General features: G+C 62.7%; 20 protein-coding genes. 8 read left to right on the top strand and 12 right to left on the bottom strand.

The features are described from left to right. Positions 1-154: 154 nt before the first annotated feature. The gene (locus PI739_RS06410) at positions 155-1,063 is read right to left on the bottom strand and encodes a LysR substrate-binding domain-containing protein (RefSeq protein ID WP_054081821.1); all 909 of its coding nucleotides are present in this window, start codon (positions 1,061-1,063) and stop codon (positions 155-157) included. A 208-nt stretch (positions 1,064-1,271) separates the two neighbouring features. On the opposite strand from PI739_RS06410, the gene PI739_RS06405 reads away from it, so the two are divergent. The 8 genes from PI739_RS06405 (at position 1,272) to PI739_RS06370 (ending at position 10,984) form a co-directional block, all read left to right on the top strand. Then, positions 1,272-2,792, top strand: a complete 1,521-nt coding sequence (locus PI739_RS06405; RefSeq protein WP_003367204.1) for an ABC transporter substrate-binding protein — start codon at positions 1,272-1,274, stop codon at positions 2,790-2,792. Between the two features lie 102 nt (positions 2,793-2,894). Next, a complete protein-coding gene (locus tag PI739_RS06400; protein WP_002553855.1) occupies positions 2,895-3,812 on the top strand; it encodes an ABC transporter permease in 918 nt (305 codons plus the stop codon). A gap of 8 nt (positions 3,813-3,820) precedes the next feature. After that, complete coding sequence (locus tag PI739_RS06395; RefSeq protein WP_003367201.1) at positions 3,821-4,729, top strand: ABC transporter permease; 909 nt, start codon at positions 3,821-3,823, stop codon at positions 4,727-4,729. 16 nt (positions 4,730-4,745) lie between these two features. After that, complete coding sequence (locus PI739_RS06390) at positions 4,746-5,747, top strand: ABC transporter ATP-binding protein (protein WP_054081822.1); 1,002 nt, start codon at positions 4,746-4,748, stop codon at positions 5,745-5,747. Next, positions 5,744-6,766 carry an ABC transporter ATP-binding protein gene (locus PI739_RS06385; RefSeq protein WP_003367197.1) on the top strand — a complete coding sequence of 341 codons (1,023 nt, stop codon included), beginning with the start codon at positions 5,744-5,746 and terminating at the stop codon, positions 6,764-6,766. The genes PI739_RS06390 and PI739_RS06385 overlap by 4 nt, the downstream gene beginning before the upstream one ends. Further along, positions 6,763-8,190 (top strand): M20 family metallopeptidase, encoded by a 1,428-nt coding sequence (locus PI739_RS06380; protein ID WP_003367195.1) that lies wholly within the window; start codon positions 6,763-6,765, stop codon positions 8,188-8,190. The genes PI739_RS06385 and PI739_RS06380 overlap by 4 nt, the downstream gene beginning before the upstream one ends. Further along, complete coding sequence (locus PI739_RS06375; protein WP_271351574.1) at positions 8,187-9,338, top strand: M20 family metallopeptidase; 1,152 nt, start codon at positions 8,187-8,189, stop codon at positions 9,336-9,338. The genes PI739_RS06380 and PI739_RS06375 overlap by 4 nt, the downstream gene beginning before the upstream one ends. Positions 9,339-9,460: 122 nt before the next feature. Further along, the gene (locus PI739_RS06370) at positions 9,461-10,984 is read left to right on the top strand and encodes an amidase (protein WP_054081824.1); all 1,524 of its coding nucleotides are present in this window, start codon (positions 9,461-9,463) and stop codon (positions 10,982-10,984) included. Between the two features lie 62 nt (positions 10,985-11,046). On the opposite strand, the gene PI739_RS06365 is transcribed toward PI739_RS06370, so the two are convergent. The 11 genes from PI739_RS06365 to phnF all read right to left on the bottom strand — a co-directional run bounded on the left by PI739_RS06365 (position 11,047) and on the right by phnF (position 21,438). After that, positions 11,047-13,422: a glucose/quinate/shikimate family membrane-bound PQQ-dependent dehydrogenase gene (locus tag PI739_RS06365; RefSeq protein ID WP_271351573.1), complete on the bottom strand. Its 2,376-nt coding sequence runs from the start codon at positions 13,420-13,422 to the stop codon at positions 11,047-11,049. Between the two features lie 207 nt (positions 13,423-13,629). Then, positions 13,630-14,379 carry a phosphonate metabolism protein PhnP gene (gene phnP, locus PI739_RS06360; protein ID WP_054081826.1) on the bottom strand — a complete coding sequence of 250 codons (750 nt, stop codon included), beginning with the start codon at positions 14,377-14,379 and terminating at the stop codon, positions 13,630-13,632. Beyond that, positions 14,370-14,936 (bottom strand): phosphonate metabolism protein/1,5-bisphosphokinase (PRPP-forming) PhnN, encoded by a 567-nt coding sequence (gene phnN, locus PI739_RS06355; RefSeq protein WP_003367184.1) that lies wholly within the window; start codon positions 14,934-14,936, stop codon positions 14,370-14,372. Before phnN ends, phnP begins: the two co-directional genes overlap by 10 nt. Then, positions 14,936-16,081: an alpha-D-ribose 1-methylphosphonate 5-triphosphate diphosphatase gene (locus PI739_RS06350; RefSeq protein WP_003432916.1), complete on the bottom strand. Its 1,146-nt coding sequence runs from the start codon at positions 16,079-16,081 to the stop codon at positions 14,936-14,938. Before PI739_RS06350 ends, phnN begins: the two co-directional genes overlap by 1 nt. Continuing rightward, positions 16,075-16,791 carry a phosphonate C-P lyase system protein PhnL gene (gene phnL / locus PI739_RS06345; protein WP_003367180.1) on the bottom strand — a complete coding sequence of 239 codons (717 nt, stop codon included), beginning with the start codon at positions 16,789-16,791 and terminating at the stop codon, positions 16,075-16,077. The genes PI739_RS06350 and phnL overlap by 7 nt, the downstream gene beginning before the upstream one ends. A gap of 41 nt (positions 16,792-16,832) precedes the next feature. Beyond that, positions 16,833-17,654 carry a phosphonate C-P lyase system protein PhnK gene (gene phnK, locus PI739_RS06340; protein WP_032609383.1) on the bottom strand — a complete coding sequence of 274 codons (822 nt, stop codon included), beginning with the start codon at positions 17,652-17,654 and terminating at the stop codon, positions 16,833-16,835. Next, positions 17,651-18,523 (bottom strand): alpha-D-ribose 1-methylphosphonate 5-phosphate C-P-lyase PhnJ, encoded by an 873-nt coding sequence (locus PI739_RS06335; protein ID WP_003432920.1) that lies wholly within the window; start codon positions 18,521-18,523, stop codon positions 17,651-17,653. The genes phnK and PI739_RS06335 overlap by 4 nt, the downstream gene beginning before the upstream one ends. Before the next feature lie 11 nt (positions 18,524-18,534). Next, the gene (locus tag PI739_RS06330) at positions 18,535-19,614 is read right to left on the bottom strand and encodes a carbon-phosphorus lyase complex subunit (RefSeq protein ID WP_003432923.1); all 1,080 of its coding nucleotides are present in this window, start codon (positions 19,612-19,614) and stop codon (positions 18,535-18,537) included. Further along, positions 19,614-20,210 (bottom strand): phosphonate C-P lyase system protein PhnH, encoded by a 597-nt coding sequence (gene phnH / locus PI739_RS06325; RefSeq protein WP_060707655.1) that lies wholly within the window; start codon positions 20,208-20,210, stop codon positions 19,614-19,616. Before phnH ends, PI739_RS06330 begins: the two co-directional genes overlap by 1 nt. Then, complete coding sequence (gene phnG, locus PI739_RS06320; protein WP_003367168.1) at positions 20,210-20,674, bottom strand: phosphonate C-P lyase system protein PhnG; 465 nt, start codon at positions 20,672-20,674, stop codon at positions 20,210-20,212. Before phnG ends, phnH begins: the two co-directional genes overlap by 1 nt. Positions 20,675-20,688: 14 nt before the next feature. After that, a complete protein-coding gene (gene phnF, locus PI739_RS06315; RefSeq protein ID WP_032609385.1) occupies positions 20,689-21,438 on the bottom strand; it encodes a phosphonate metabolism transcriptional regulator PhnF in 750 nt (249 codons plus the stop codon). Positions 21,439-21,473: the final 35 nt, after the last annotated feature.

Below are 21,473 nucleotides of genomic sequence, written 5' to 3'. Positions count from 1 at the left end.
GCGAACTTCACCACGCGGGCGAAGCCTGATGTTGGCGGTTCACAGCCGTACAGTGCACGGCCATAAATTCGTTACACTATAACATCATGATTGTTAACTTCATCAACCAAACGTTACTCAGCCCGCACGGCGCCCACGTAACACCGCCAGCGGCTCAGGTCTTTGCCAGCTCCTCAATCAGAAAATCCCGGAAGGCAGTGACTGCTGCGGGCAGGTTGCGCCCGGCCATGCTTTGCAACTCGATACGCCGTGCCTTCATGCCATCGTCGCTGATCGGCAGCGATTTGAGCTGTTTCTCATGGGCGCGTTTATCCAGGGTCATTTCGCTGGACAGGCTGATTCCGCCCTCCTCCCGAACAAACCGCAGCAAGGCGCCGATGTAGTTGCTGGTCAGCACCGGGTCGAACAGCAGGCCCTGCACGCCGCAGCAGATATCAAACAACTGGCGCAAGGTCGTGTCGGTATTGGTCAGGGCGATGGCGTAAGGCTGCAACTCAGCCAGCGTAACCTCCTTGCGTGCGGCCAGCGGATGGTTATGACTGACCACCGCGCAGATCGCGCCGCTGTGGATGTGCTCGACCTTGATCTCGTTCTGCGGCGTCAGGCTGAAGGTCAGGCACAGGTCAGCGTCGCCCGAGCGCACCCGCTCGGTGGCCTGCGCCGGAGCACAGACCTCCATCGAGAAATGGATACCCTGATACTGCCGCCGAAAACGCGCAATGCACTGCGGCAGAAAATCCAGGGCAAAGCCCTCCGAGCATGCGATGCGCACATGCCCACGCTGCAAGCCTTGCAGCTCGGTGATTTCCAGCACCACCTGCTCGGCCTCAAGCTGTGATTTGCGCGCGTAGGCCGCCAGGCGAACGCCCGCCTCGCTGAGCATCATGCCGCGCGCCTGGCGCTCAAAGAGCACTGCGTCCAGCTCCCGCTCCAGTTTGCTGATCTGTCGACTGACCGCCGAAGACGCGACATTGAGGCGGATCGAGGCTTCGCTGATCGATCCACACCGCGCCACTTCGAGGAAGTAGCGCAAGGCCGTGGACTGTACGCCATAGAGTTGCATGACTGCTCCTGCGTTGCCTTTTCAGCAATGAAAGGTTCGAAATATTGTGCTTGTGGCATTGATACGCTTTGCCTAGAGTCATGTCGAGGCGCAACTCACCAAAAAAACCCAATCAAAAGAACACTGCGGCCTCGTTGTTTCTCCCTCTTCTCGCATTTGCGACCCACTGCCCTTTGATACATCCACTTTGCCTTTTGGAGACGACGGCATGGGAATCAAGGGTTTCGCTCGCAGCATCGCGCTATTGAGCCTGTTCAGCAGTTTCTCCGTCCTGGCCGGCAAGGCCGACGACACACTGGTCTACGCCTCCGACAGCGAACCGGAAAACATCAGCCCCTATCACAACGATTTGCGCGAAGGCGTGATCCTCGGTCGCCTGATTTGGGACAACCTGGTCTACCGCAACCCGGACAATGGCGAGTACCAGCCGATGCTCGCCACCAGCTGGAAACAGGTCGACGATACGACCATCGATTTCCAGCTGCGCCAGGGCGTGAAGTTTCACAACGGCGACCCGTTCACCGCAGATGACGTGGTGTTCACCCTCAATTATGTGGTGTCTCCAGAGTCCAAGGTGGTCACGGTACAAAATGTCGACTGGATCAAGAGCGCCGAAAAGCTGGGCGACTACAGCGTTCGTCTGCACCTGAAAAAGCCTTTCCCGCCTGCGCTGGAATACCTCTCCAACGCCGTACCGATGTTCCCGAAAAAATACTTCGAAGAAGTCGGGCTGGCAGGCTTCAGCCGTAAACCGATCGGCACCGGGCCTTACAAGGTGACGGCCATCGCCACCGGCGAAGGCGTGAAAATGGACAAGAACCCGGACTACTTCAAGGACAGCCCACAGGGTCAACCGAAGATCGGTCACATCAACTTCCGGGTGATCGCCGATGCCGAAACGCGTCTGGCCGAGCTGATGACCGGCGGCGTCGACTGGACCTGGCGGGTTGCGCCGGATCAGGCGGAAAACCTCAAAGCCATGCCCAATCTGGTGGTCACCAGCGGCGCGACCATGCGTATAGGTTTTCTGATTCTGGATGCGCGCGGCACCTCCAGCGCCGATTCGCCGATGAAACACCTGAAGGTGCGCCAGGCGATCAACCACGCGATCAACCGTGACGGTCTGGCCTCGCAACTGGTCGGCGGCGAGAGCAAGCCGTTGCAGGTCGCCTGCTACCCTGGCCAATTCGGTTGCGACACCAGCGCAGCCACGGTCTACAACTACGACCCGGCAAAGGCCAAGGCACTGCTCGCCGAAGCCGGCTACCCGAACGGCTTTGAAACCGAAATCTTCGCCTACCGTGACCGCGATTACGTGGAGGCCATCATCGGTAACCTGCGCGCCGTGGGCATCAACGCCAAGCTGCGTTACCTGAAGTACGCTGCTCTGCGTGATCAGCAGCGTGGCGGCAAGGTACCGATGTCGTTCCAGGCGTGGGGCTCGTTCTCGATCCTCGATACCTCGGCGTCGGCCGGCACCTGGTTCAAGGGCAATCCCGACGACAACATCAAGGACCCGCAAGTCCAGGGCTGGCTGCAGACCGCCGACAACGCGCTGGACCCGCAGGTGCGCAAGGACAACTACCGCAAGGCGTTGCAACGCATCAGCGAGCAGGCCTACTGGGCGCCGTTGTTCAACTACTCGATGAACTACGCCTATGTCTCGGACCTGAACTTCAAGCCTTACCCGGACGAGTTGCCGCGCTTCGTGCTGTCGAGCTGGAAATAAGCGCCTGACCAAGACCGTCGGCAAGCCTGGCTGTGAGGCGCATGACGCGCCTCGCAGTTGGGTCAGCCACCCCGTCATTCCCTGAACACAAGGTCACTTGCCATGTTCGGATTTCTCTTGCGCCGCCTGGGCATTGCCCTGTGCGTAGCGATTACCGTGTCGGTGATCAGCTTTTCCCTGCTGCACCTGTCCGGCGATCTGGCCACTGCCATCGGCGGGCCGGAAGCCACCAGCGAGCAGATCGAACAGATCCGGGTGCAGTACGGCCTCAACAAGCCGTTGGTTACGCAGTATTTCGAATGGCTGGCCGACGTGGTGCGTCTTGATCTGGGCGACTCGTTCTTCTTCCAGGAGTCGGTTTACAACCTGATCGCCTCGCGCCTGTCGATCACCCTCGGGCTGGGCGCAATGGCCCTGAGTATTGCGCTGCTGATCGCCATTCCGCTGGGTGTGCTGGCCGCCGTGAAACGCGACACGTGGATCGATCGCCTGGCACTGAGCATCGCGGTACTGGGTCAGGCCATGCCCAGTTTCTGGTTCGCGCTGATGTTGATCGTGGTGTTTTCGGTCACCCTGAAATGGCTGCCGGTGTCGGGCAATTCGACCTGGGCGCACTTCGTGATGCCGGCCATCGCCCTCGGTTACTACGCCACGCCCGCGATTATGCGCCTGACCCGTGCGGGCATGCTCGACGTGCTCAACTCCGATTACATCCGCACCGCGCGGGCCAAGGGCCTGCGCCCCGCCACCGTGCTGTTCAAGCATGCGCTGCGCAACGCGCTGATTCCGGTGGTGGCCCTCGCCGCGGTGGAATTCGGTTTCATGCTCGGCGGCTCGGTGGTCATCGAGACGGTTTTCTCGCTGCAGGGCATTGGCCAGTTGGCCTGGGACGCGATTGCCCGTGACGACTTTCCGGTGGTGCAGGCGGTCGTGCTGTTGATCGCGGTGATCTACATCGTCCTCACCCTGCTGGCCGACGTGCTCAACGCACTGCTCGACCCGCGCATCCGCGTGAAATAGGAGGCCCCATGAGCACAACCACCTCATCGCCGCTGCTGATCAACGATTACCAGCCTCCGGCGCGCAGCGTCTGGCGCACATTACGCAGCAGCTTCGCGCATCGCGGCTTCGCCATCGGCGCAGTATTGCTGCTGATTATCCTGCTCGGCGCCCTGTTCGCGCCCTGGCTGGCCCCCTACGACCCTTATGCGCAGGACGTGATGCTGCGCATGAAACCGCCTGTCTGGATGGCCAACGGCACCTGGGACTACGTGCTGGGCACCGACAAACTGGGCCGCGATTACCTGTCGCGACTGCTATACGGCGCACGCATCTCACTGTTCATCGGCTTCTCGGCGGCGCTGATTTCCGGCGTTATCGGCACCATCATGGGCCTGCTGGCCGGCTACTTCGGCGGCAAGACCGACGCGGTGATCAGCTACCTGATCACCACCCGCCTGGCGATGCCGGTGGTGATGATCGCGCTGGCCTCCGCGTCGCTGATCGGTGGCTCGCTGAAAGTGGTGATCGTGCTGCTTGGCTGCCTGCTCTGGGACCGCTTTGCCGTGGTGGTGCGCGCTGCCGTGCAGCAGATTCGCGACGCTGAATACGTCGCCTCGGCCCAGGCCCTGGGCTGCTCGACGCTGCGCATTCTGGCCAGCGAAATCCTGCCCAATCTGGTCGGCGCGCTGATCGTTGTCGCTACCCTGGAAATGGCTCACGCGATCCTCCTCGAGTCGGCACTGTCGTTTCTCGGGGTCGGCGTGCAGCCGCCCATTCCTTCATGGGGGCTGATGATCGCCGAGGGCAAACCGTACATGTTCTTTTCCCCTTGGGTCATCGCCATTCCCGGCGTCGCCCTGATGGTGCTGGTGCTGGGCATCAATCTGGTCGGTGACGGCCTGCGCGACCTGATCCTGCCCGACGGGCGCAACTGACAGAGGAGATACGCACATGGCGCTGTTGCATGTTGAAAACCTGCGTGTCGAGATTCCTCTCGGCCAAGACACGCTCCACGCAGTGCGCGGCCTGGACTTTCAGGTCGAGCGCGGCGAAATGCTGTGCATCGTCGGCGAGTCCGGCTGCGGCAAATCCCTGACTTCGCTGGCACTCATGGACCTGCTGCCGCGTAAGGCCCGGCGTACCGCAACGACACTGAGCCTGGACGGCATCGACATGCTGACCCAGAGCGAGCGGCAGATGTGCGACCTGCGCGGCAACCGCCTGGCGATGATCTTTCAGGAGCCGATGACCTCGCTGAACCCGGCCTACAGCATCGGCGATCAGCTCAGCGAAGTGCTTATCCGACACCGCAAGGTGTCCCGCAAGGAGGCCCTGCAGCGCGCCGCGCAGATGCTTGAGAAAGTCGGGATCAGCAATGCGGGCGAGCGCCTGCGTCAGTACCCGCATCAACTGTCGGGCGGCCTGCGCCAGCGGGTAATCATCGCCATGGCCCTGATGTGCGAACCGGACGTGATCATCGCCGACGAACCGACCACTGCGCTGGACGTGACCATTCAGGCACAGATCCTGCGCCTGATCCGCGACATTCAGAAGGAGCTGGGTCTGGCCGTGATCTTCATCACCCACGACCTGGGGCTGGTGGCACGTATCGCCGACCGGGTTGCGGTGATGTACGCCGGACAGATCGTCGAAACCGCCCCGGCCATCGAGTTGTTCGAGAACCCGCAACACCCCTATACCCGCGGCTTGCTGGCGAGCATACCGATCCCCGGACGCACTCAACCGGGTCAGCCGCTGGGGTCGATTCCGGGGCTGGTGCCCAGCCTGGTCGGCGAACAACACGGCTGCGCATTTCGCAATCGCTGCCCGCAAGCGATCCCCGCCTGTGCCGACGACGTCCCGCCGATCAATAGCCACAACCATATGACTCGCTGCCTGTTTGCCGCAGCGGGTGCCGAACCTGTGTTTCACCGTGAGGGCGTACCGTCATGAATACCGCCGTGAAACAGGTCCCGACTGCCAGCGTCAAGAAAGACATCGCGCTGGAGCTGTGCGATATACGCCGCGAATTCAGCATCAGCCGTGGCTTTTTCAAACCCAATGCCACGCTCAAAGCCGTCGATGGCGTGTCGCTGCGTCTGATGCGTGGCGAAACACTCGGGCTGGTCGGCGAATCGGGCTGCGGTAAAAGTACCCTGGCGAAGATGCTGCTGGGGCTGCTTGCGCCCAGCAGTGGCGACGTACTGGTCAACGGCAAGCACCTCGCCGGTACCGACCGCAAGGAGATGGCGCGGCGCATTCAGCCGATCTTTCAGGACCCCTACTCGTCACTCAACCCGCGCAAGACCCTGCGCGAGATCGTCACGCTGCCGCTGATCGTGCATGGCATCGGCACCCCGGCCGAACGTCGCCAGCGCGCCGAAGCGATGATGGACGTGGTCGGCTTGCCCAAGCGCGTGATCGACAGTTACCCGAGCCAGCTTTCCGGTGGCCAGCGCCAGCGCGTGGCGATTGCCCGGGCGCTGGTGATGCGCCCGGATGTATTGATCTGCGACGAGCCGACTTCGGCGCTGGACGTTTCAGTGCAGGCGCAGATTCTCAATCTGTTGCAGGACCTCAAACAGGAATTCGGCCTGACTTACCTGCTGATCAGCCATAACCTGGCCGTCATCGAACATCTGGCCGACCGCGTGGCGGTCATGTACCTGGGGCGGATCGTCGAAGAGCGCAGCCGCGAATCATTGTTCGCCCGGCCTGGCCATCCCTACACCCAGGCGTTGCTGGACTCGGTGCTCACCCCGGACCCGCACTTGGGCATTCCCGATCTGGGTTTGCACGGGGCCTTTCCCAATCCCATGTCGCCGCCGTCCGGCTGCGCCTTTCATCCGCGCTGCCCGGCCTGCATGCCCCAGTGCAAGGAAAAAGCCCCGGCCATTGGCCGCATCGAAGGCGGAACCGTTCGCTGCCACCTGCACGACACCTCAAAACCTCTGGAGCAGATGCCCTCATGAGTAGCCGTTCGCACGCCATCGAAAACGTCACTGAACAGTTCGACAACGGCGCGTTTTTCGCCCTGCTCGGCAAAAGCGTTGCCTACCCGACCCAGAGCCAAGAGGCCGAAAGCCTGCCCGAGCTGTATCGTTATCTTCATGAGTTCATCACCCCGCATGTCGAGCGTCTGGGTTTCAGCGTTACCGTGCATGACAACCCGGTCGCCGGACGCGGCCCGCTGATGATCGCCACGCGCATCGAAGCCCCTGAACTGCCAACGCTGCTCAGTTACGGCCACGGTGACGTGGTTCGCGGCTATGACGCGCAATGGCAGACAGGCCTGTCGCCGTGGCAGGTGATCGAACGTGGCGAGCGCTGGTACGGACGTGGCACCGCCGACAACAAGGGCCAGCACCTGATCAACCTGACGGCACTGGAGCAGACCCTCAAGGCGCGCGACGGCAAGCTGGGTTTCAACGTCAAACTGCTTCTGGAAATGGGCGAGGAAGATGGCTCCCCCGGCCTGAGCGCGTTCTGCCAGGCGCACGCAGAAGAACTCGCCGCCGACATCTTCATCGCCTCCGATGGCCCGCGCCTCGCAGCGGCACGCCCTACCCTGTTTCTCGGCTCGCGCGGGGTGTTCAACTTCGAGCTGACGGTGAACCTGCGCGAAGGCGCGCACCATTCCGGCAATTGGGGCGGTCTGCTGGCCAACCCGGGGATCATTCTGGCCAATGCCATCGCGAGCATGGTCGATGAGCATGGCCGGGTGAAAGTCGCGGGGCTCATGCCCAAGGCCATCCCCGACGCGGTGAAGGCCGCATTGGCGGATATCGAGGTCGGCGGCGGCCCTGGCGATCCGGACATCGACGCCGACTGGGGCAACCCGGCGCTGTCGCTCAGCGAAAAGGTCTTCGGCTGGAACACCCTCGACGTGCTCGCCTTCAAGACCGGCAACCCGGACGCCCCGGTACACGCCATTCCCGGCAAGGCTCACGCGTTGTGTCACATTCGCTTTGTGGTCGACAGTGATTACAACGCGTTCATCCCCGCGGTGCGCGCGCACCTGGATGCCCATGGCTTTGATCGTGTCGAGGTCAGACAGACGCGCATGGACGTGATGCACGCCACGCGCCTGTCACCGGACAGCCCGTGGGTCGGCTGGGCGCTGGATTCGCTGGCCACCACCACGGGCAAGAAACCCGCGCTGCTGCCCAATCTGGGCGGTTCGCTGCCCAATGACGTATTCGCTGAAGTGCTGGGCCTGCCGACGGTCTGGGTGCCACACTCATACCCGGCGTGCTCGCAGCATGCACCTGACGAGCACTTGCTGGCTCCGGTGGTCAAGGAGAGCCTGCAAATCATGGCCGGACTGTTCTGGGACCTGGGCACGGACGGCGCACGACTGACCCGGGAGCAGCGGGCACAGGAGCTGAGTGAATGAATGAGGCACAACTGCACGCCACCGCGTGGCTGGCCGAGCAATATGAGGCGATGGAAGCGCTGCTGCAGCGCCTGGTCGATACCGATTCCAACAGTTACGACAAGGTCGGCGTCGACGTAGTCGGTGACCTGCTCTGCGCACAATTGCAGGCTGACGGAATCAGCGTAGAGCGTATCCCGGTCGAGGGTTTCGGCGATGTGCTGCTGGCTGAATTGCCCGGTGGCCCCGGCAAACCAGTGTTGTTGCTGGGTCATCGCGACACCGTATTCCCCAAGGGCACAACCACAACACGCGGCTACACAAAAGACAGTGAGTTGGCCTACGGCCCTGGCGTGGCAGATATGAAAGGCGGACTGGTGCTCAACTGCTTTGCGCTGAAGGCCTTGAAGCGCGCAGGCCCGCTGCCGTTCCCGGTGCAGATTCTGTATACCGGCGACGAGGAAATCGGCTCCGCCAGCGCTCGCACTCACATCGAACACTACGCCCGCCAGGCGCGCGCGGTGCTTAACCCCGAACCGGGACGCGCCAGTGGCAATGTGGTCAGCGCGCGCAAAGGCGGTGCCACGCTGATTATCGAAGTCAGCGGCCGTGCGGCGCATTCCGGGGTCAATCATGCCGACGGCGCCAGTGCCATTCAGGCGCTGGCGCACAAGGTAATCAAGTTGCATGCGTTGACTGATTATGCAGCGGGCATCACCACCAATGTCGGGCTGATCTCTGGCGGTACCTCCAGCAACACGGTAGCGCCCAGCGCCACGGCGAAGCTCGATGTGCGTTTTGTCGAGCTTCGGCAATGGGAGGAAATACTTGCAGCCGTGCAAGCGATCGTCGCCGAAGAGGAACTGCCCGGCACGTCAGCCAGACTGCTGGAAGCCACGACCTTCCTGCCGATGGAAGCCCGGCACAGCACTGAACTGCTGGGTATTTATCAAGGTCTTGCGCAGGAACTGGGGTTCAACGTGGAGGGCGAATTCACCGGGGGCTGCGCCGACTCGGGTTTTACCGCCAGCCTGGGGATCCCGACCCTGTGCGGCCTCGGCCCGGTGGGCGGCAAGGTTCACACCGACCGCGAGTACCTGGAACTGAACACCCTGGTGCCCAGAGGCCAGGCGCTGGTCGGGACGATACTGGCGTTGGGGGATGTTTGAAGAGACTGCCCACGTGCGCCCAATCTGGAAAAAGAGGCGCGACGCAAATGTGTGATGCAGAGCGTCACGAAATGCATTCCCACGCGGAGCGTGCGGAACGATGACATTCGGGAGAACACTCCATGCAAAATTCGTCCGAGCTGCTCGGTAAATCCGCCACCGAACTGCGTGCGCTGATCGGCAATAAACAGCTCTCTCCGGTGGAATTGCTGGACGCCTGTATCGAGCGGATTGAAAGTCTGAACCCGAAGCTCAATGCCTTCGCCGCGACCTGTTTCGAGCGCGCCCGCGACGAGGCACTGCTGGCCGAACATGCCGTCCTGCAGGGCAAGCCACTGGGGCTGCTGCATGGCCTGCCAATCGGCATCAAGGACCTGGAAGAAACCGCCGGGGTACTCACCACCTACGGCTCGCAACTGTTTCGCGACAACATTCCCGCGCAGGACAACCTGTTCGTCGCACGCCTGCGTGCTGCCGGGGCAATCGTGGTCGGCAAGACCAATGTTCCGGAACTGGGCGCAGGTGCCAATACCCGCAATGTGGTGTGGGGCGCGACCGGTAACCCGTTCAATCCTGAACTGAACGCCGGCGGCTCCTCGGGTGGATCCGCCGCCGCACTGGCCGTCGACATGGTGCCGTTGTGCAGCGGCTCGGACACCGGCGGTTCGCTGCGCATTCCCGCCGCGCTGTGCGGTATCGTCGGCCTGCGTCCCTCACCAGGGCTGGTACCGAGCGAACGCAAGAAGCTTGGCTGGACACCGATTTCAGTGGTAGGCCCGATGGGTCGCAACGTTGCCGATACCCTGCTGCAACTGCGCGCCAGCGCCGGGTTGGGGCAGTCCGATCCGTTGAGTTATGCCATCGCCGCCGACGAGTTCGCACCGCGCCCGATCGACCTCAGCCAGCTGCGCGTTGGCTACAGCGAAGACTTCGGCACGTGTGCTGTGGATGACAAAATCCGTGCCGTCTTTCGGGAAAAGATCAGCGCCCTGAAATCTCTGTTCAAGTCCTGCGAAGCCATCGACCTGAACCTGACCAGCGCCCATCGCACCTTCGACGTACTGCGCGCCGAAGCGTTCGTCGCCGGGCTGCAGGACGCTCACGACCGCGATCCTGATGCACTGGGGCCCAACACCCGCGCCAATTTCGACATGGGTGCCGCGATGTCACTGCAGGACTGCGTCAAGGCGCATGGCGAGCAAAGCCGGATCTTTCGCGGCTTCCAGAAACAATTCGAGCACTACGACCTGATCCTCGCGCCCACCACGCCAGTCTCGCCCTTCCCCTGGAGCGAGCTGTACCTGCGCGAAGTCAACGGCGTGCCTCTGGACAATTACTATCGCTGGCTGGCGCTGTGCTACACCATCACCCTGACCACCAACCCCGCGCTGTCCCTGCCCTGCGGCACCGACCACAACGGCATGCCGTTCGGGCTGCAGGTGATCGGCGGGTTCCGCGGCGACGCAAAACTGCTCGCCTGCGCCGAAGCGCTTGAACAGGCGACGGCGAATGACCCACGCTTGTCTCGCCCACGCCCGGACCTACAGAAACTGCTGGCCTCGGCGGTCGACCTGACGCACATCGTCACGCATCCGCCGGTTTACGGCGGATCGAGAACGGGCAAGCCGGAGATTGGTGCGATGTGAAAGCGGCGCAGCAAGATAAACAAGGCTGAGGGGCAGCATCTGCCCCTCAGAGGTGACATGCGTTACTTGGGTAACGCGTAGGCAATCACGTAATCGCCACGATCCGGCGATTGGCGGGCGCCGCCTGCGGTGAGCAGTATGTACTGCCTGCCGGTCTTGGGCGACACGTAGGTCATCGGGCCTGACTGGCTGCCGACTGGCAGACGGGCCTTCCAGATTTCATTGCCGTTGCCGCTGTCGAAGGCACGCAGGTAGAAGTCCTGAGTACCGGCGAAGAACAGCAAGCCCGACTGGGTGGACAACGAAGCGCCCAGCGTCGGCATGCCAATCGGAATCGGCAGGCCCATGCGGATGCCCATCGGGCCTGTGTCTTTCACGGTGCCGACCGGAACCTGCCACATCAATTTTTTGGTTTTCAGGTCAATTGCCGACATGGTGCCGAACGGCGGTGCCTGGCAAGGGATGCCGACGGCAGACAGGAAACGCTGACGCATGGCCCCGAAAGGAGTGCCGGTCTGTGGCACGACGCCCATTTCGATACCGCTGGCACCGGCGGCGATCTTGTCGCGCGGGATCATGTAGTTGGCCAGGCCCAGGCGCATGTCATTGACGAACATGTAGCTGTTGGTCGGGTCAACCGAGACACTCCCCCAGTTCATGCCACCCAGCGAACCGGGGAACTGCAACGCCGGGTCGAGCCCCGGTGGCGTGTAGACACCCTCGTGACGCATGCCTTTGAAGGCGATCCGGCACATCAACTGGTCGAATGCCGTGGCGCCCCACATGTCCGACTCTTTCAAGGTCTGGTTGCCGATCGACGGCATGTCCACCGAGAACGGCTGGGTAGGCGAATAGCGTTCGCCCGGCACGTTACCTTGCGGCACAGCGCGTTCCTCGACCCGCGAGATCGGCACGCCGGTTTCGCGGTTGAGCAGGAAGATCTCGCCCTGCTTGGTGACTTGTGCCAGTGCCGGCTGGGCACCGCCCTTGCCGTCCGGGATGTCATACAGCAACGGCTGCGCCGGAATGTCGAAGTCCCACAGATCGTGGTGAGTCATCTGGAAGCTCCAGCGCACCTGACCGGTCTTGACGTCCACCGCCACGACTGACGAGGACCACTTGTCATCCTGCTCGGTACGCGTCCCGCCGAAGAAGTCGGGTGTTGCGTTACCGGTCGGCAGGTAGATCAGGCCAAGCTTGTCATCGTAGGACATGGCCGACCAGACGTTAGGCGTGCCACGGGTATAGGTTTCGCCTGCGGGCGGACGTTTGGTGGTATTCGGATTACCCGGATCCCACGCCCAGACCAACTCACCCGTGTGCACGTCGTAGGCGCGTACTACGCCCGGTGGCTCACCGGTAGAGAAGTTGTCGGCAACACGACCACCGACAACCACTACATTGCCCGCCACCAATGGCGTCGAGGTTTGCTGGTAGTAGCCCTCCTTGACTTCGCCCATGTCGGTTTTCAGGTCAACCACGCCTTGACTGCCGAAGTCCTTGCAGGTCTCGCCCGTCTTGGCGTCGAGTGCGATCAGACGCGCGTCGCCAGTCGGCAGGAACACGCGCGCGACGCATGCGCCTGATGGTGCTGGTGCATTGGCTGTCGCTGCTTCGGCTACAGGTGCCGCGAAGTAGCCCAAGCCTCGGCAACGTTGCCAGTTGGGCGCACTGCCCTGAGGATCGAACTTCCAGCGCTGTGTGCCGGTATCTGCATCGAGTGCGAAGACCTTGCCGTAAGCGGTGCAGGTGTAAACCGTGTCGCCGATTTGCAGCGGGGTGTTCTGGTCCTCTGCGCCGGCCCCGGTACTTTGCGGGATGTCGCCGGTATGAAAGGTCCAGGCAACCTGCAGCTTGTCGACGTTGCTTTTGTTGATCTGATCCAAAGCGGCAAAGCGATTGCCTGCCGGGGTATTGCCCCAGTGCGCCCAGTTCTTCTGCTCGGAGCCCGGAGCCACCGGAATCACATCAGGCATGCTGGCGGCGCTGACCACATGGCTCGGGACGAACATATAACCGATGGTCGCTACAACACCAATGGCCAACAGACCGGCGAGGCCATAGGCACCGCGGCCTGCCTGAGCACCCGAGGCGCGAACCAGTGTCGGATAGATCAGTGCCACCACCAGGCCGATGACGGCGAAGGTCAGTACTCGGGAAACCAGCGGCCAGTAATGCAGGCCTGCATCCCAGACAGCCCAGATGGCGGTCAGTATCAGGGCAACGCCATACAGTAACGCACCTTTGGGCTTGCGGGCGGCGATCAGTGCACCACTGACCAGCATCGCCAGGCCCATCAGCAGGAAGAACCAACTGCCGCCAAGCGCTACCAGATAGCCACCGCCACCTGCCAGCCCGAGTCCGATCAAGGCGATCAACCCACCCAGTCCAGGCAGCAGGAACCTGCCGGCTGCCCCTGTATTTTGCGCATTTGTCATTTTTCAAACCTGTCGGATTTTCACAGGCGCGCAGAATGTACTAAACGGTTCATTAAGACAAATTGTCGCAGCCTGCCAGGCATGGATAAAGTCATGGCCGAGCGACATCAGGCAGACTCAGGTTACTGACAGGACCGGGCAAAGCCGCGAGGCGTCTGGCGCGATGGATTGCGGGCGATCAGCGAACAGAATTTTCGCGCCAGCGTCTTACAGGATCATCCTGTCCTGACCGACGAACACTTGATCAGGCAGTTGCCCCGCTCGCCCCATCAACCACGCATCCAGCGTATGGCCGACATGCGTCAGCACCGCCCTGCCCGGTCGCAGACACTCGATGGTTTGCAGCGCTAACGTCAAGTCGTTGTGATTACGCGGCGGCTGAGGCTGTGGAGGCATCGAGCAGTCGAGTACCAGCAGGTCCAGCGGTGCACGTTGCAGATACTCGCAGGTGTCGTCGGGCAAGCCGACGGTGTCGGTCAGGTAGGCAAAACGTTGCCCGTCGCCTTCGAACAGGTAACCGAACGTAGGTTTTGAGTGCGCCAGTGGCAGCGCTGTGACCTGCAACGCACCCAGTGCACGGCGTTCGAAGGCCGCGAATGGCTGGCTGAAATCCAGAATACCGGGGTGTTTGTAGAGGTCGGCCAGGCCTTCCGGATCCGCCGGGCCGTGGACCGGAATCACCAGCCCCTGGCCCCAGCGCAGGTGCAACAGCCCCTGCGCATGGTCGGCGTGATAGTGCGTCTGCAGAATCCCGCTCAGGCTGCGCGGTGGGAAACGCTCGGTGAGGTCGGTCAGGCCGCTGTCGATCAACCAGCGTTGGTCGGCGCACTCGATCAGCGCGCTGCACGGCAAGCGGCGCAGATCATGGTCGGCCCGCGCGGCAGCACACGCCACGCACTGACAACCGTAGACCGGCACCTGTCGGGCGTCACCGGTGCCCAACAGGGTCAGGCGCATGCGTGACGCTTGTCGAGCAAGCCGAGCAGCGTGGCAACGGTGTGTTGCAGATCAGCGGAATTATCCAGCGGGAAAACCTGCGGATTGCTCGCCAGCAAATCTCCGGCAAAGCGCGAGTTGCGCGCAAGGCGCTCCTCGATTTCCGCGAAGCTTTCCCGGTTGCGCGCCAGCAGGCGCTTGCGTAACACCTCCTGATTGACGGTCAGCAACACCGCCAGCAGCGTGGGATAGCGCGCCTGCGCCTTTTGCAGATGCGCCCTGGAGCCGTTGATAAGGACGTCATGGCCTTCCAGCAGCCACTGATCGATCTCGACGGGAATGCCGTAGTGAAGACCATTGGCCTGCCAGCTCAAGGCGAACGCGCCTCGCTCGCGCATCTGCTCGAACTGCTCGACGGTCACCGCCTGGGCTGCCTCGCCCACCGCTTCGGCGGAACGGGTGATCACCCGCCGAACGACCCGGCAATCACGTTGCGCCAGGGTATCCCGGGCCGCGTCCAGCAGGCTGTCCTTGCCTGATCCGGACGGCCCGATGAGATAGATCAACCTGCCAACCATCAAAACACCCTCTTGCCTTGTCGCCAGACCCTGTCGATAACCGGCAGGCCGGCATGATCACGCGCCTGGATCAGATCAGCGCGCAGCCCCACACGTATTTCACCACGATCCGCCAACCCGGCAGCCACGGCCGGCGTACGACTGACCATGTTGATCGCCTGCGGCAGGTCACATGCGTTGTCCTGAGCGGCGAGCATGAATGCAGACTGCAACAGGCTGGCCGGGTAGTAATCGCTGGACAGAATATCCAGCAACCCGTCACGGGCCAGCGATGCTGCCGCCACGTTACCGGAGTGCGAGCCGCCGCGCACGATGTTCGGTGCGCCCATCAACACGCTCATGCCCAGTTGCCGACAGCCACGGGCCGCTTCGAGCGTGGTCGGGAACTCGGCGATGTTCATGCCGAAACCTGCCGACTCCTCGACATGCGCCATGGTTGCATCGTCGTGACTGGCAATCGACAGGCCGCGCGCCAGGCACAGTTCGACAATCGCACGCCGGTAACGGTCGGCGTACTCGTTGGAGTTGGCCACCTGTTCAACGATGAAACGGTCCATTTCCTCATTGTTCATGTGGTACTTGCCCATGTAGTACTCACGGTACTTGGACTCCAGGGCAAACTGACGCTGGCCGGGCGCGTGGTCCATCACCGAGACCAGTTGCACCAGTGGCTGGTCCACCAGATCGCGAAACACGCTCAAGGTGTCCGGGTGACTGACCTCGCAGCGCAGGTGCAACACGTGCTCGGCGCGAGTCAGGCCTGCCGCATTGGCGTCGGCAATCGCCTGTAGCATGGCGGGCAATTGCTGCATGCGCTTGCCTTTGGGGTTGATGTCGCCGATCGACAGCGCGTCGAACACCGTGGTGATGCCCGCCGCGACGATTTGCGCATCATGGCTGATCACCGCCGACATCGACGGCCAGTCGACACCCGGACGCGGCGACAGGTGCTTTTCCAGGTTGTCGGTGTGCAATTCCACCAGCCCCGGCAGCAGGTAATCGCCCTGCATGTCCTGGGCCTGACTCAACTGGCTGCATCCACTCTCGACCTCGGCAATCAGGCCGTCACGGACCACCACAGTGCCGGTGAATACCTGCTCGGCCGTCACCACGCGGGCGTTACTGAAAACCTGTTCATTCAGCATTGCAGCAACTCCTTGGCGGTAAGGTCCACCGGGGTCATGTCGAGTTGACGATTGGCGACAGCGTCACGGGCGTCGCGGTCATGGAAGATACCGATCAGGGCGGCACCGGCCTGTTTGGCCTCGTCGACCAGTTCCAGCACCACCCGGCGATTGGCGTCGTCCAATGACGCAGTCGGTTCGTCGAGGAGCAGCACCGGCCACGGCACCATGAACGCGCGCGCAATGTTGATGCGCTGCTGTTCGCCACCGGAAAACGTGCTGGGCGCCAACGGCCACAGGCGCTGCGGAATATTCAGCCGCCCCAGCAGCAGTTGCGCGCGCTCCTGCGCCTGCTCACGGGACCAGCCGCGCGCCAGAGCCGGTTCCATGACCACGTCCAGGCTGGACACACGCGGAATCACGCGCAGGAACTGGCTGACGTAGCCGAGCGTTTTGCGCCGCACCTCAAGCACCTGGCGCGGGGTTGCGCCGACCAGCTCGGTCCACTCGCCTTCATGCTGCACGCGAATGCTGCCGGCGGCAGGCAGGTAGTTGCCATACAGGGTGCGCAGCAGCGTGCTCTTGCCCGCGCCGGATTGCCCGCTGAGCACCAGGCATTCGCCGGCGCGCACCGAGAAATTCAGGCCGCGCAGCACATTGAGGACCACGCCGTTGTGCTGATGCAGGGTGAAGGTTTTCGACAGGTCACGGACCTCGATCAAGGTTGTCATCGGGCTCACCTCATCTGTACAGGCTGTTCGGACAGTGCGACTCATGGCTGCAATACCGAGGACACCAACAGTTGCGAATACGGGTGTTGCGGGTCATCGAGAATCTGGTCAGTCAGGCCGCTTTCGACCACTTCCGAGCGACGCATGACCATCAACCGGTCGGCGAGCAGCCGCGCGACCGCCAGATCGTGGGTAACGATGACCACGGCCAGATCCAGCTCCCGCACCAGGCCGCGCAACAAGTCGAGCAAGCGGGCCTGCACCGATACGTCGAGCCCGCCGGTGGGTTCGTCCATGAACACCAGTCTGGGGCTGGAGACCAGATTGCGGGCGATTTGCAGGCGCTGCTGCATGCCGCCGGAAAAGGTCCGCGGCAGGTCGTCGATGCGCTGCGGATCGATCTCCACCTGGGTCAGCCAGTCCAGCGCGGCACCCCGCAACTGCTGATAATTACGTACCCCCTGCGCCATCAGACGCTCGCCGATATTGGCGCCGGCCGACACGCCCATGCGCAGGCCATCGCGCGGGTTCTGTTCGACAAAACCCCACTCGGTGCGCAGCAAGGTGCGCCGCTGCGCCTCACTGGCGCTGTACAGGTCGAACCAGTCGCCCGCCTTGCTGCGATAGTCGATGCTGCCGCGGTCCGGCGGGCAACGTCCGCTCAACAGCGAGAGCAGCGTGGATTTCCCCGAGCCGGACTCGCCAACGATGCCCAGCACTTCGCCGGGGTACAGATCGAAACTGACGTCCTGACAGCCCTTCTGCACACCGTACAGGCGAGTCAGGCCGCGTACCTTGAGCAGCGGCTGCACCGCGTCAGGAAGGCGCCCGCCCGCCGCGTCCAATGAACGTGCACTGATCATCGGTCGTTCTCCTGCTGTTTGACGCGCTGGGCGCAGTAATCGGTGTCGGAGCAGACAAAGCTCTGCGTCCCGGCATCGTCGAGAATCAGCTCGTCGAGAAAGGAATCATGACTGCCGCAAATCGCACAGCACTGCTCCCAGCGCTGCACCTCGAACGGGTGATCTTCAAAGTCCAGGCTTACTACCTGCGTATACGGCGGCACGGCGTACAGACGCTTTTCGCGCCCCGCACCGAAGAGCATCAATGCCGGGCTCATGTGCAGCTTGGGGTTATCGAATTTGGGAATCGGCGACGGGTCCATCACGTAGCGTTCATCGACCATCACCGGGTAGGCGTAACTGGTGGCGATATGGCCGAAGGTGGCGATGTCCTCGTAGAGTTTGACGTGCATAACGCCATAATCATCCAGCGCGTGCATGGTCCGGGTCTCGGTTTCCGAGGGCTCGATGAAACGCAGCGGCTCGGGAATCGGCACCTGATAGACCATGATCTGATCGGCCTGCAGCGGCGTTTCCGGGATCCGGTGACGGGTCTGGATGACGGTCGCCTCAGGCGTGCGCTCGGTGGTAGCTATGCCGGCCGTGCGGGCAAAGAAACGCCTGATCGAGACAGCGTTGGTGGTGTCGTCAGCGCCCTGATCGATGACCTTGAGCACATCATCAGCGCCCAGGATCGCAGCGGTCAGCTGCATCCCGCCAGTGCCCCAGCCATACGGCAGCGGCATTTCGCGCCCGCCAAACGGCACCTGATAACCGGGGATCGCCACCGCCTTGAGCAAGGCGCGACGAATCATGCGTTTGGTCTGCTCGTCCAGATAAGCGAAGTTGTAGGCCTCATCCCGTGCAGGCCTTTGCTGTGCGGTGTTCATCGGTGCATTACTCATTGGTCGCTCCCCGGTTTCGGTGCAGACTTGCGCAGCTTGCGGATCAACTCCAGTTCGGACTGGAAATCGACGTAATGCGGCAGCTTGAGGTGCGAGACGAAACCCGCCGCTTCGACGTTGTCGCAATGCGCCAGGACGAACTCTTCCTGCTGGGCCGGTGAGCGGACTTCTTCGTTGAATTCCTCGGCGCGCAGCGAGCGGTCCACCAGCGCCATGCCCATCGCCTTGCGCTCCGCGTTGCCGAAGGCAAGGCCGTAACCCCGGGTAAACTGCGCGGGTTCGCTGGCCGAGCCGACGAACTGATTGACCATCTCGCATTCGGTGACTTCGATGTCACCAATCGCAATCGGGAAGCCCAGTTCTTCAGGTTCGATCCAGACTTCCACCTCGCCGATGCGGATTTCCCCGGCGAACGGGTGATTGCGGCCATAACCGCGCTGGGTCGAATAACCCAGCGCCAGCAGGAACCCCTCATCGCCACGCGCCAGCGCCTGCAGGCGCTGGGCACGATTGGACGGATACTCCAGCGGTTCGCGGGTGATGTCCGCCACGCGCTCACCGTCGTCGACTTCGGGCTTCATAAGACCCTCCTTGGCCAGCAACCCGAGCACTCGCGGACAGGGCTCAAGGGTGGCGTGCGGGGTAACTTCCGGGCCCGGGTGCTCGCCTTCGGCCAGCAAGGTGAAATCCAGCAGGCGGTGGGTGTAGTCGAAGGTCGGCCCCAGCAATTGACCGCCGGGGACGTCCTTGAACGTGGCCGACAGGCGACGGTTGAGCTGCATGTTCGAGGTGTCGATGGGCAGGCTGGCGCAGAAGCGCGTCAGCGTGGTGCGATAGGCGCGCAGCAGGAAGATCGCTTCGATCAGATCGCCCGCCGATTGCTTGATCGCCAGCGCAGCCAGTTGCGGGTCGTACAGCGAACCCTCGCTCATGACCCGCGCGACCGCCAGCGGCAGTTGCTGGCGGACCTGCTCGACGTCGAGTTCGGCAATGCCGGTGTCGCCACGACGCCTGCTGGCCAGCAGACGGTGAGCGTTATCGATGGCCTGTTCGCCACCCTTGACCGCGACGTACATCAGGCACACTCCTGCACGCGGGTGCTGCGTGGCAAGCCGAGCAGTCGATTGCCCGAGACAAAGAACACATCCAGCCCGCAAGGGAAGACATTACGTGCTTCACGTGCGGCCCAGAAACCTTCATCCAGCGGCAGCGCCACCGAATGGTGTCGCTCGATGCCGGGACCGCTCCAGGCAAGCATCCGCCCGCCTTCCAGGTCAGGCAGCTGGATCAGCAAGGTGCAGGATTGATCCGGGTAGCGATCATTGCCGGTATCGAAATCGTGCAGTTGCAGAGCAGTCGATGCATCAAGCAACGCGAAGCGGGCCGCGTGCCGGTCAGTGACAATCGGGCTGCCGCAATGAAAGGCAATGTTTGCGCGAATCGCCGGGGTATCAAATGCCGGTGCCAGCCACACTGGCGTGTCCAGGTCCAGCAACGCCAGGCACAGGGCATGGGTTGCACTGTCCAGGCCCTGCAAGGCCGGCGGTTGGTGCGCGGTGGGCAGCGTCTGAATCACGCCCGGCCCGGACAACGCCTTGAGGGCGACGCGAAAACTGCGCTGGGCGTCCAGTACCGGATCGGTGAAGGCAGGTTGCAAAAGGACGGCATTCATCAGTCTTCTCCTCGGACCAGGGTAAAGAATTCGACTTTGGTGGCAGCGGCCTCCGCGTCCTTGCGCGCCCGACGCTCGGCTTGCGCACGCGCCAGCGGCTCGATCAGTTCGGACAGCCACCAGGCCTGCTGCGCGCCCTGCAAATGCGCGTCGGCCAGAGCCGCCAGTTCGGCGTGGCGCTTGTCGCGTCCGGCCAGATAGCTGTAGCCGGTGCGACCATCGGCCAGACGCACCACACACCGCGTCACACTCATTTCGCCGAGGTTGAAAGCTGAACCGGTGCCGCCCATACGGCCCCGCACCAGGGTCATGCCGATTTCCGGAGCGCGGATCATCTGGTAATCGGTGTCGCGCAACGCCGCTTCGTGACGCTGCAATCGCTCGCGACTCGGCTCATCGACATGGGCACGTGCCAAGACGCCCATCCAGTGCTGACGTGCGGCTGTTTCAGGGGATGCTTGCATGGAACACCTCGGGGTCAGTCCGTCGTTGGGTGGCCAGCCATCTGGCTGTCGGCAATCGGGTTGAATGCCACTTGGTACTGGAAGCGGTCTGAACGGCTGACCGAGCGTGAAAGCTCTACGGGCCGCCCCGACCGGTCACACGAAACCGTCAACACCGTCAGCGCAGGCATGTGTCGGGGCATCAGCAGCAACCCGGCCTCTCCGCGGGACGGCAAGCGGGCACCGATCAGGCTCTGTGCACGGCTCAACGGCAACTCGCGCTCGGCCAGGTACTGGCGCACCGAGCCGCCCTGATACTCAGCCAGCAACTCGCTGTAACGGGCGCTATAGCGATGGCAGATCAGACTCACGGCCTGCCCGTCCAGCTTGCGCAAGGTCTGCAGTTCAATCAGTGGCGCATGCTCAGCCAGCCCCAGATGCAGCGCATCTTCCTGGCTGGCGAGGCATTCGCGGCGCACCAGCAGCACCGCCTCGACCCCAATGCCCTGCGCCGACAGCGACTTGCTATAGGCGCTTTCGGCCTGCATCGGGTAGATCAACGGGCGTTCCAGTACCTGAGTGCCCTTGCCCTGGCGGCGCAGCACACTGCCCTCGCGGACCAGTTCGTCGACAGCACGGCGAATCGTGTGGCGGTTGACGCTGAAGCGTTCGGCCAGCTGAAACTCGGCGGGCAGGTAATCGCCAGGCAGGTACGTGGCCAGCTCGTCACGCAGCGTCTCGGCCAGTTCCAGGTACATCGGCTCAGCTTGTCTAGACAACTGCATGGTTAAAAAAAGTGTTCATTGAACACCCCTCTTCT

The sequence above is a fragment of the Pseudomonas cerasi genome, from assembly GCF_027983475.1.
Classification (GTDB): domain Bacteria; phylum Pseudomonadota; class Gammaproteobacteria; order Pseudomonadales; family Pseudomonadaceae; genus Aquipseudomonas; species Aquipseudomonas cerasi.
This window is presented reverse-complemented; position numbering and strand designations above follow the sequence as displayed.

What these genes read in the sequence shown, in the direction of transcription:
- PI739_RS06395 (WP_003367201.1), top strand. Translation starts at nt 3,821, where the DNA reads ATGAGCACAACCACCTCATCGCCGCTGCTGATCAACGATTACCAGCCT.
- PI739_RS06350 (WP_003432916.1), bottom strand. Translation starts at nt 16,081, where the DNA reads ATGCTGAATGAACAGGTTTTCAGTAACGCCCGCGTGGTGACGGCCGAG.
- PI739_RS06405 (WP_003367204.1), top strand. Translation starts at nt 1,272, where the DNA reads ATGGGAATCAAGGGTTTCGCTCGCAGCATCGCGCTATTGAGCCTGTTC.
- phnH (WP_060707655.1), bottom strand. Translation starts at nt 20,210, where the DNA reads ATGAATGCCGTCCTTTTGCAACCTGCCTTCACCGATCCGGTACTGGAC.
- PI739_RS06390 (WP_054081822.1), top strand. Translation starts at nt 4,746, where the DNA reads ATGGCGCTGTTGCATGTTGAAAACCTGCGTGTCGAGATTCCTCTCGGC.
- PI739_RS06365 (WP_271351573.1), bottom strand. Translation starts at nt 13,422, where the DNA reads ATGACAAATGCGCAAAATACAGGGGCAGCCGGCAGGTTCCTGCTGCCT.
- PI739_RS06385 (WP_003367197.1), top strand. Translation starts at nt 5,744, where the DNA reads ATGAATACCGCCGTGAAACAGGTCCCGACTGCCAGCGTCAAGAAAGAC.
- phnG (WP_003367168.1), bottom strand. Translation starts at nt 20,674, where the DNA reads ATGCAAGCATCCCCTGAAACAGCCGCACGTCAGCACTGGATGGGCGTC.
- PI739_RS06330 (WP_003432923.1), bottom strand. Translation starts at nt 19,614, where the DNA reads ATGTACGTCGCGGTCAAGGGTGGCGAACAGGCCATCGATAACGCTCAC.
- PI739_RS06380 (WP_003367195.1), top strand. Translation starts at nt 6,763, where the DNA reads ATGAGTAGCCGTTCGCACGCCATCGAAAACGTCACTGAACAGTTCGAC.
- PI739_RS06410 (WP_054081821.1), bottom strand. Translation starts at nt 1,063, where the DNA reads ATGCAACTCTATGGCGTACAGTCCACGGCCTTGCGCTACTTCCTCGAA.
- PI739_RS06335 (WP_003432920.1), bottom strand. Translation starts at nt 18,523, where the DNA reads ATGAACACCGCACAGCAAAGGCCTGCACGGGATGAGGCCTACAACTTC.
- PI739_RS06375 (WP_271351574.1), top strand. Translation starts at nt 8,187, where the DNA reads ATGAATGAGGCACAACTGCACGCCACCGCGTGGCTGGCCGAGCAATAT.
- phnN (WP_003367184.1), bottom strand. Translation starts at nt 14,936, where the DNA reads ATGGTTGGCAGGTTGATCTATCTCATCGGGCCGTCCGGATCAGGCAAG.
- phnP (WP_054081826.1), bottom strand. Translation starts at nt 14,379, where the DNA reads ATGCGCCTGACCCTGTTGGGCACCGGTGACGCCCGACAGGTGCCGGTC.
- PI739_RS06400 (WP_002553855.1), top strand. Translation starts at nt 2,895, where the DNA reads ATGTTCGGATTTCTCTTGCGCCGCCTGGGCATTGCCCTGTGCGTAGCG.
- phnL (WP_003367180.1), bottom strand. Translation starts at nt 16,791, where the DNA reads ATGACAACCTTGATCGAGGTCCGTGACCTGTCGAAAACCTTCACCCTG.
- phnK (WP_032609383.1), bottom strand. Translation starts at nt 17,654, where the DNA reads ATGATCAGTGCACGTTCATTGGACGCGGCGGGCGGGCGCCTTCCTGAC.
- phnF (WP_032609385.1), bottom strand. Translation starts at nt 21,438, where the DNA reads ATGCAGTTGTCTAGACAAGCTGAGCCGATGTACCTGGAACTGGCCGAG.
- PI739_RS06370 (WP_054081824.1), top strand. Translation starts at nt 9,461, where the DNA reads ATGCAAAATTCGTCCGAGCTGCTCGGTAAATCCGCCACCGAACTGCGT.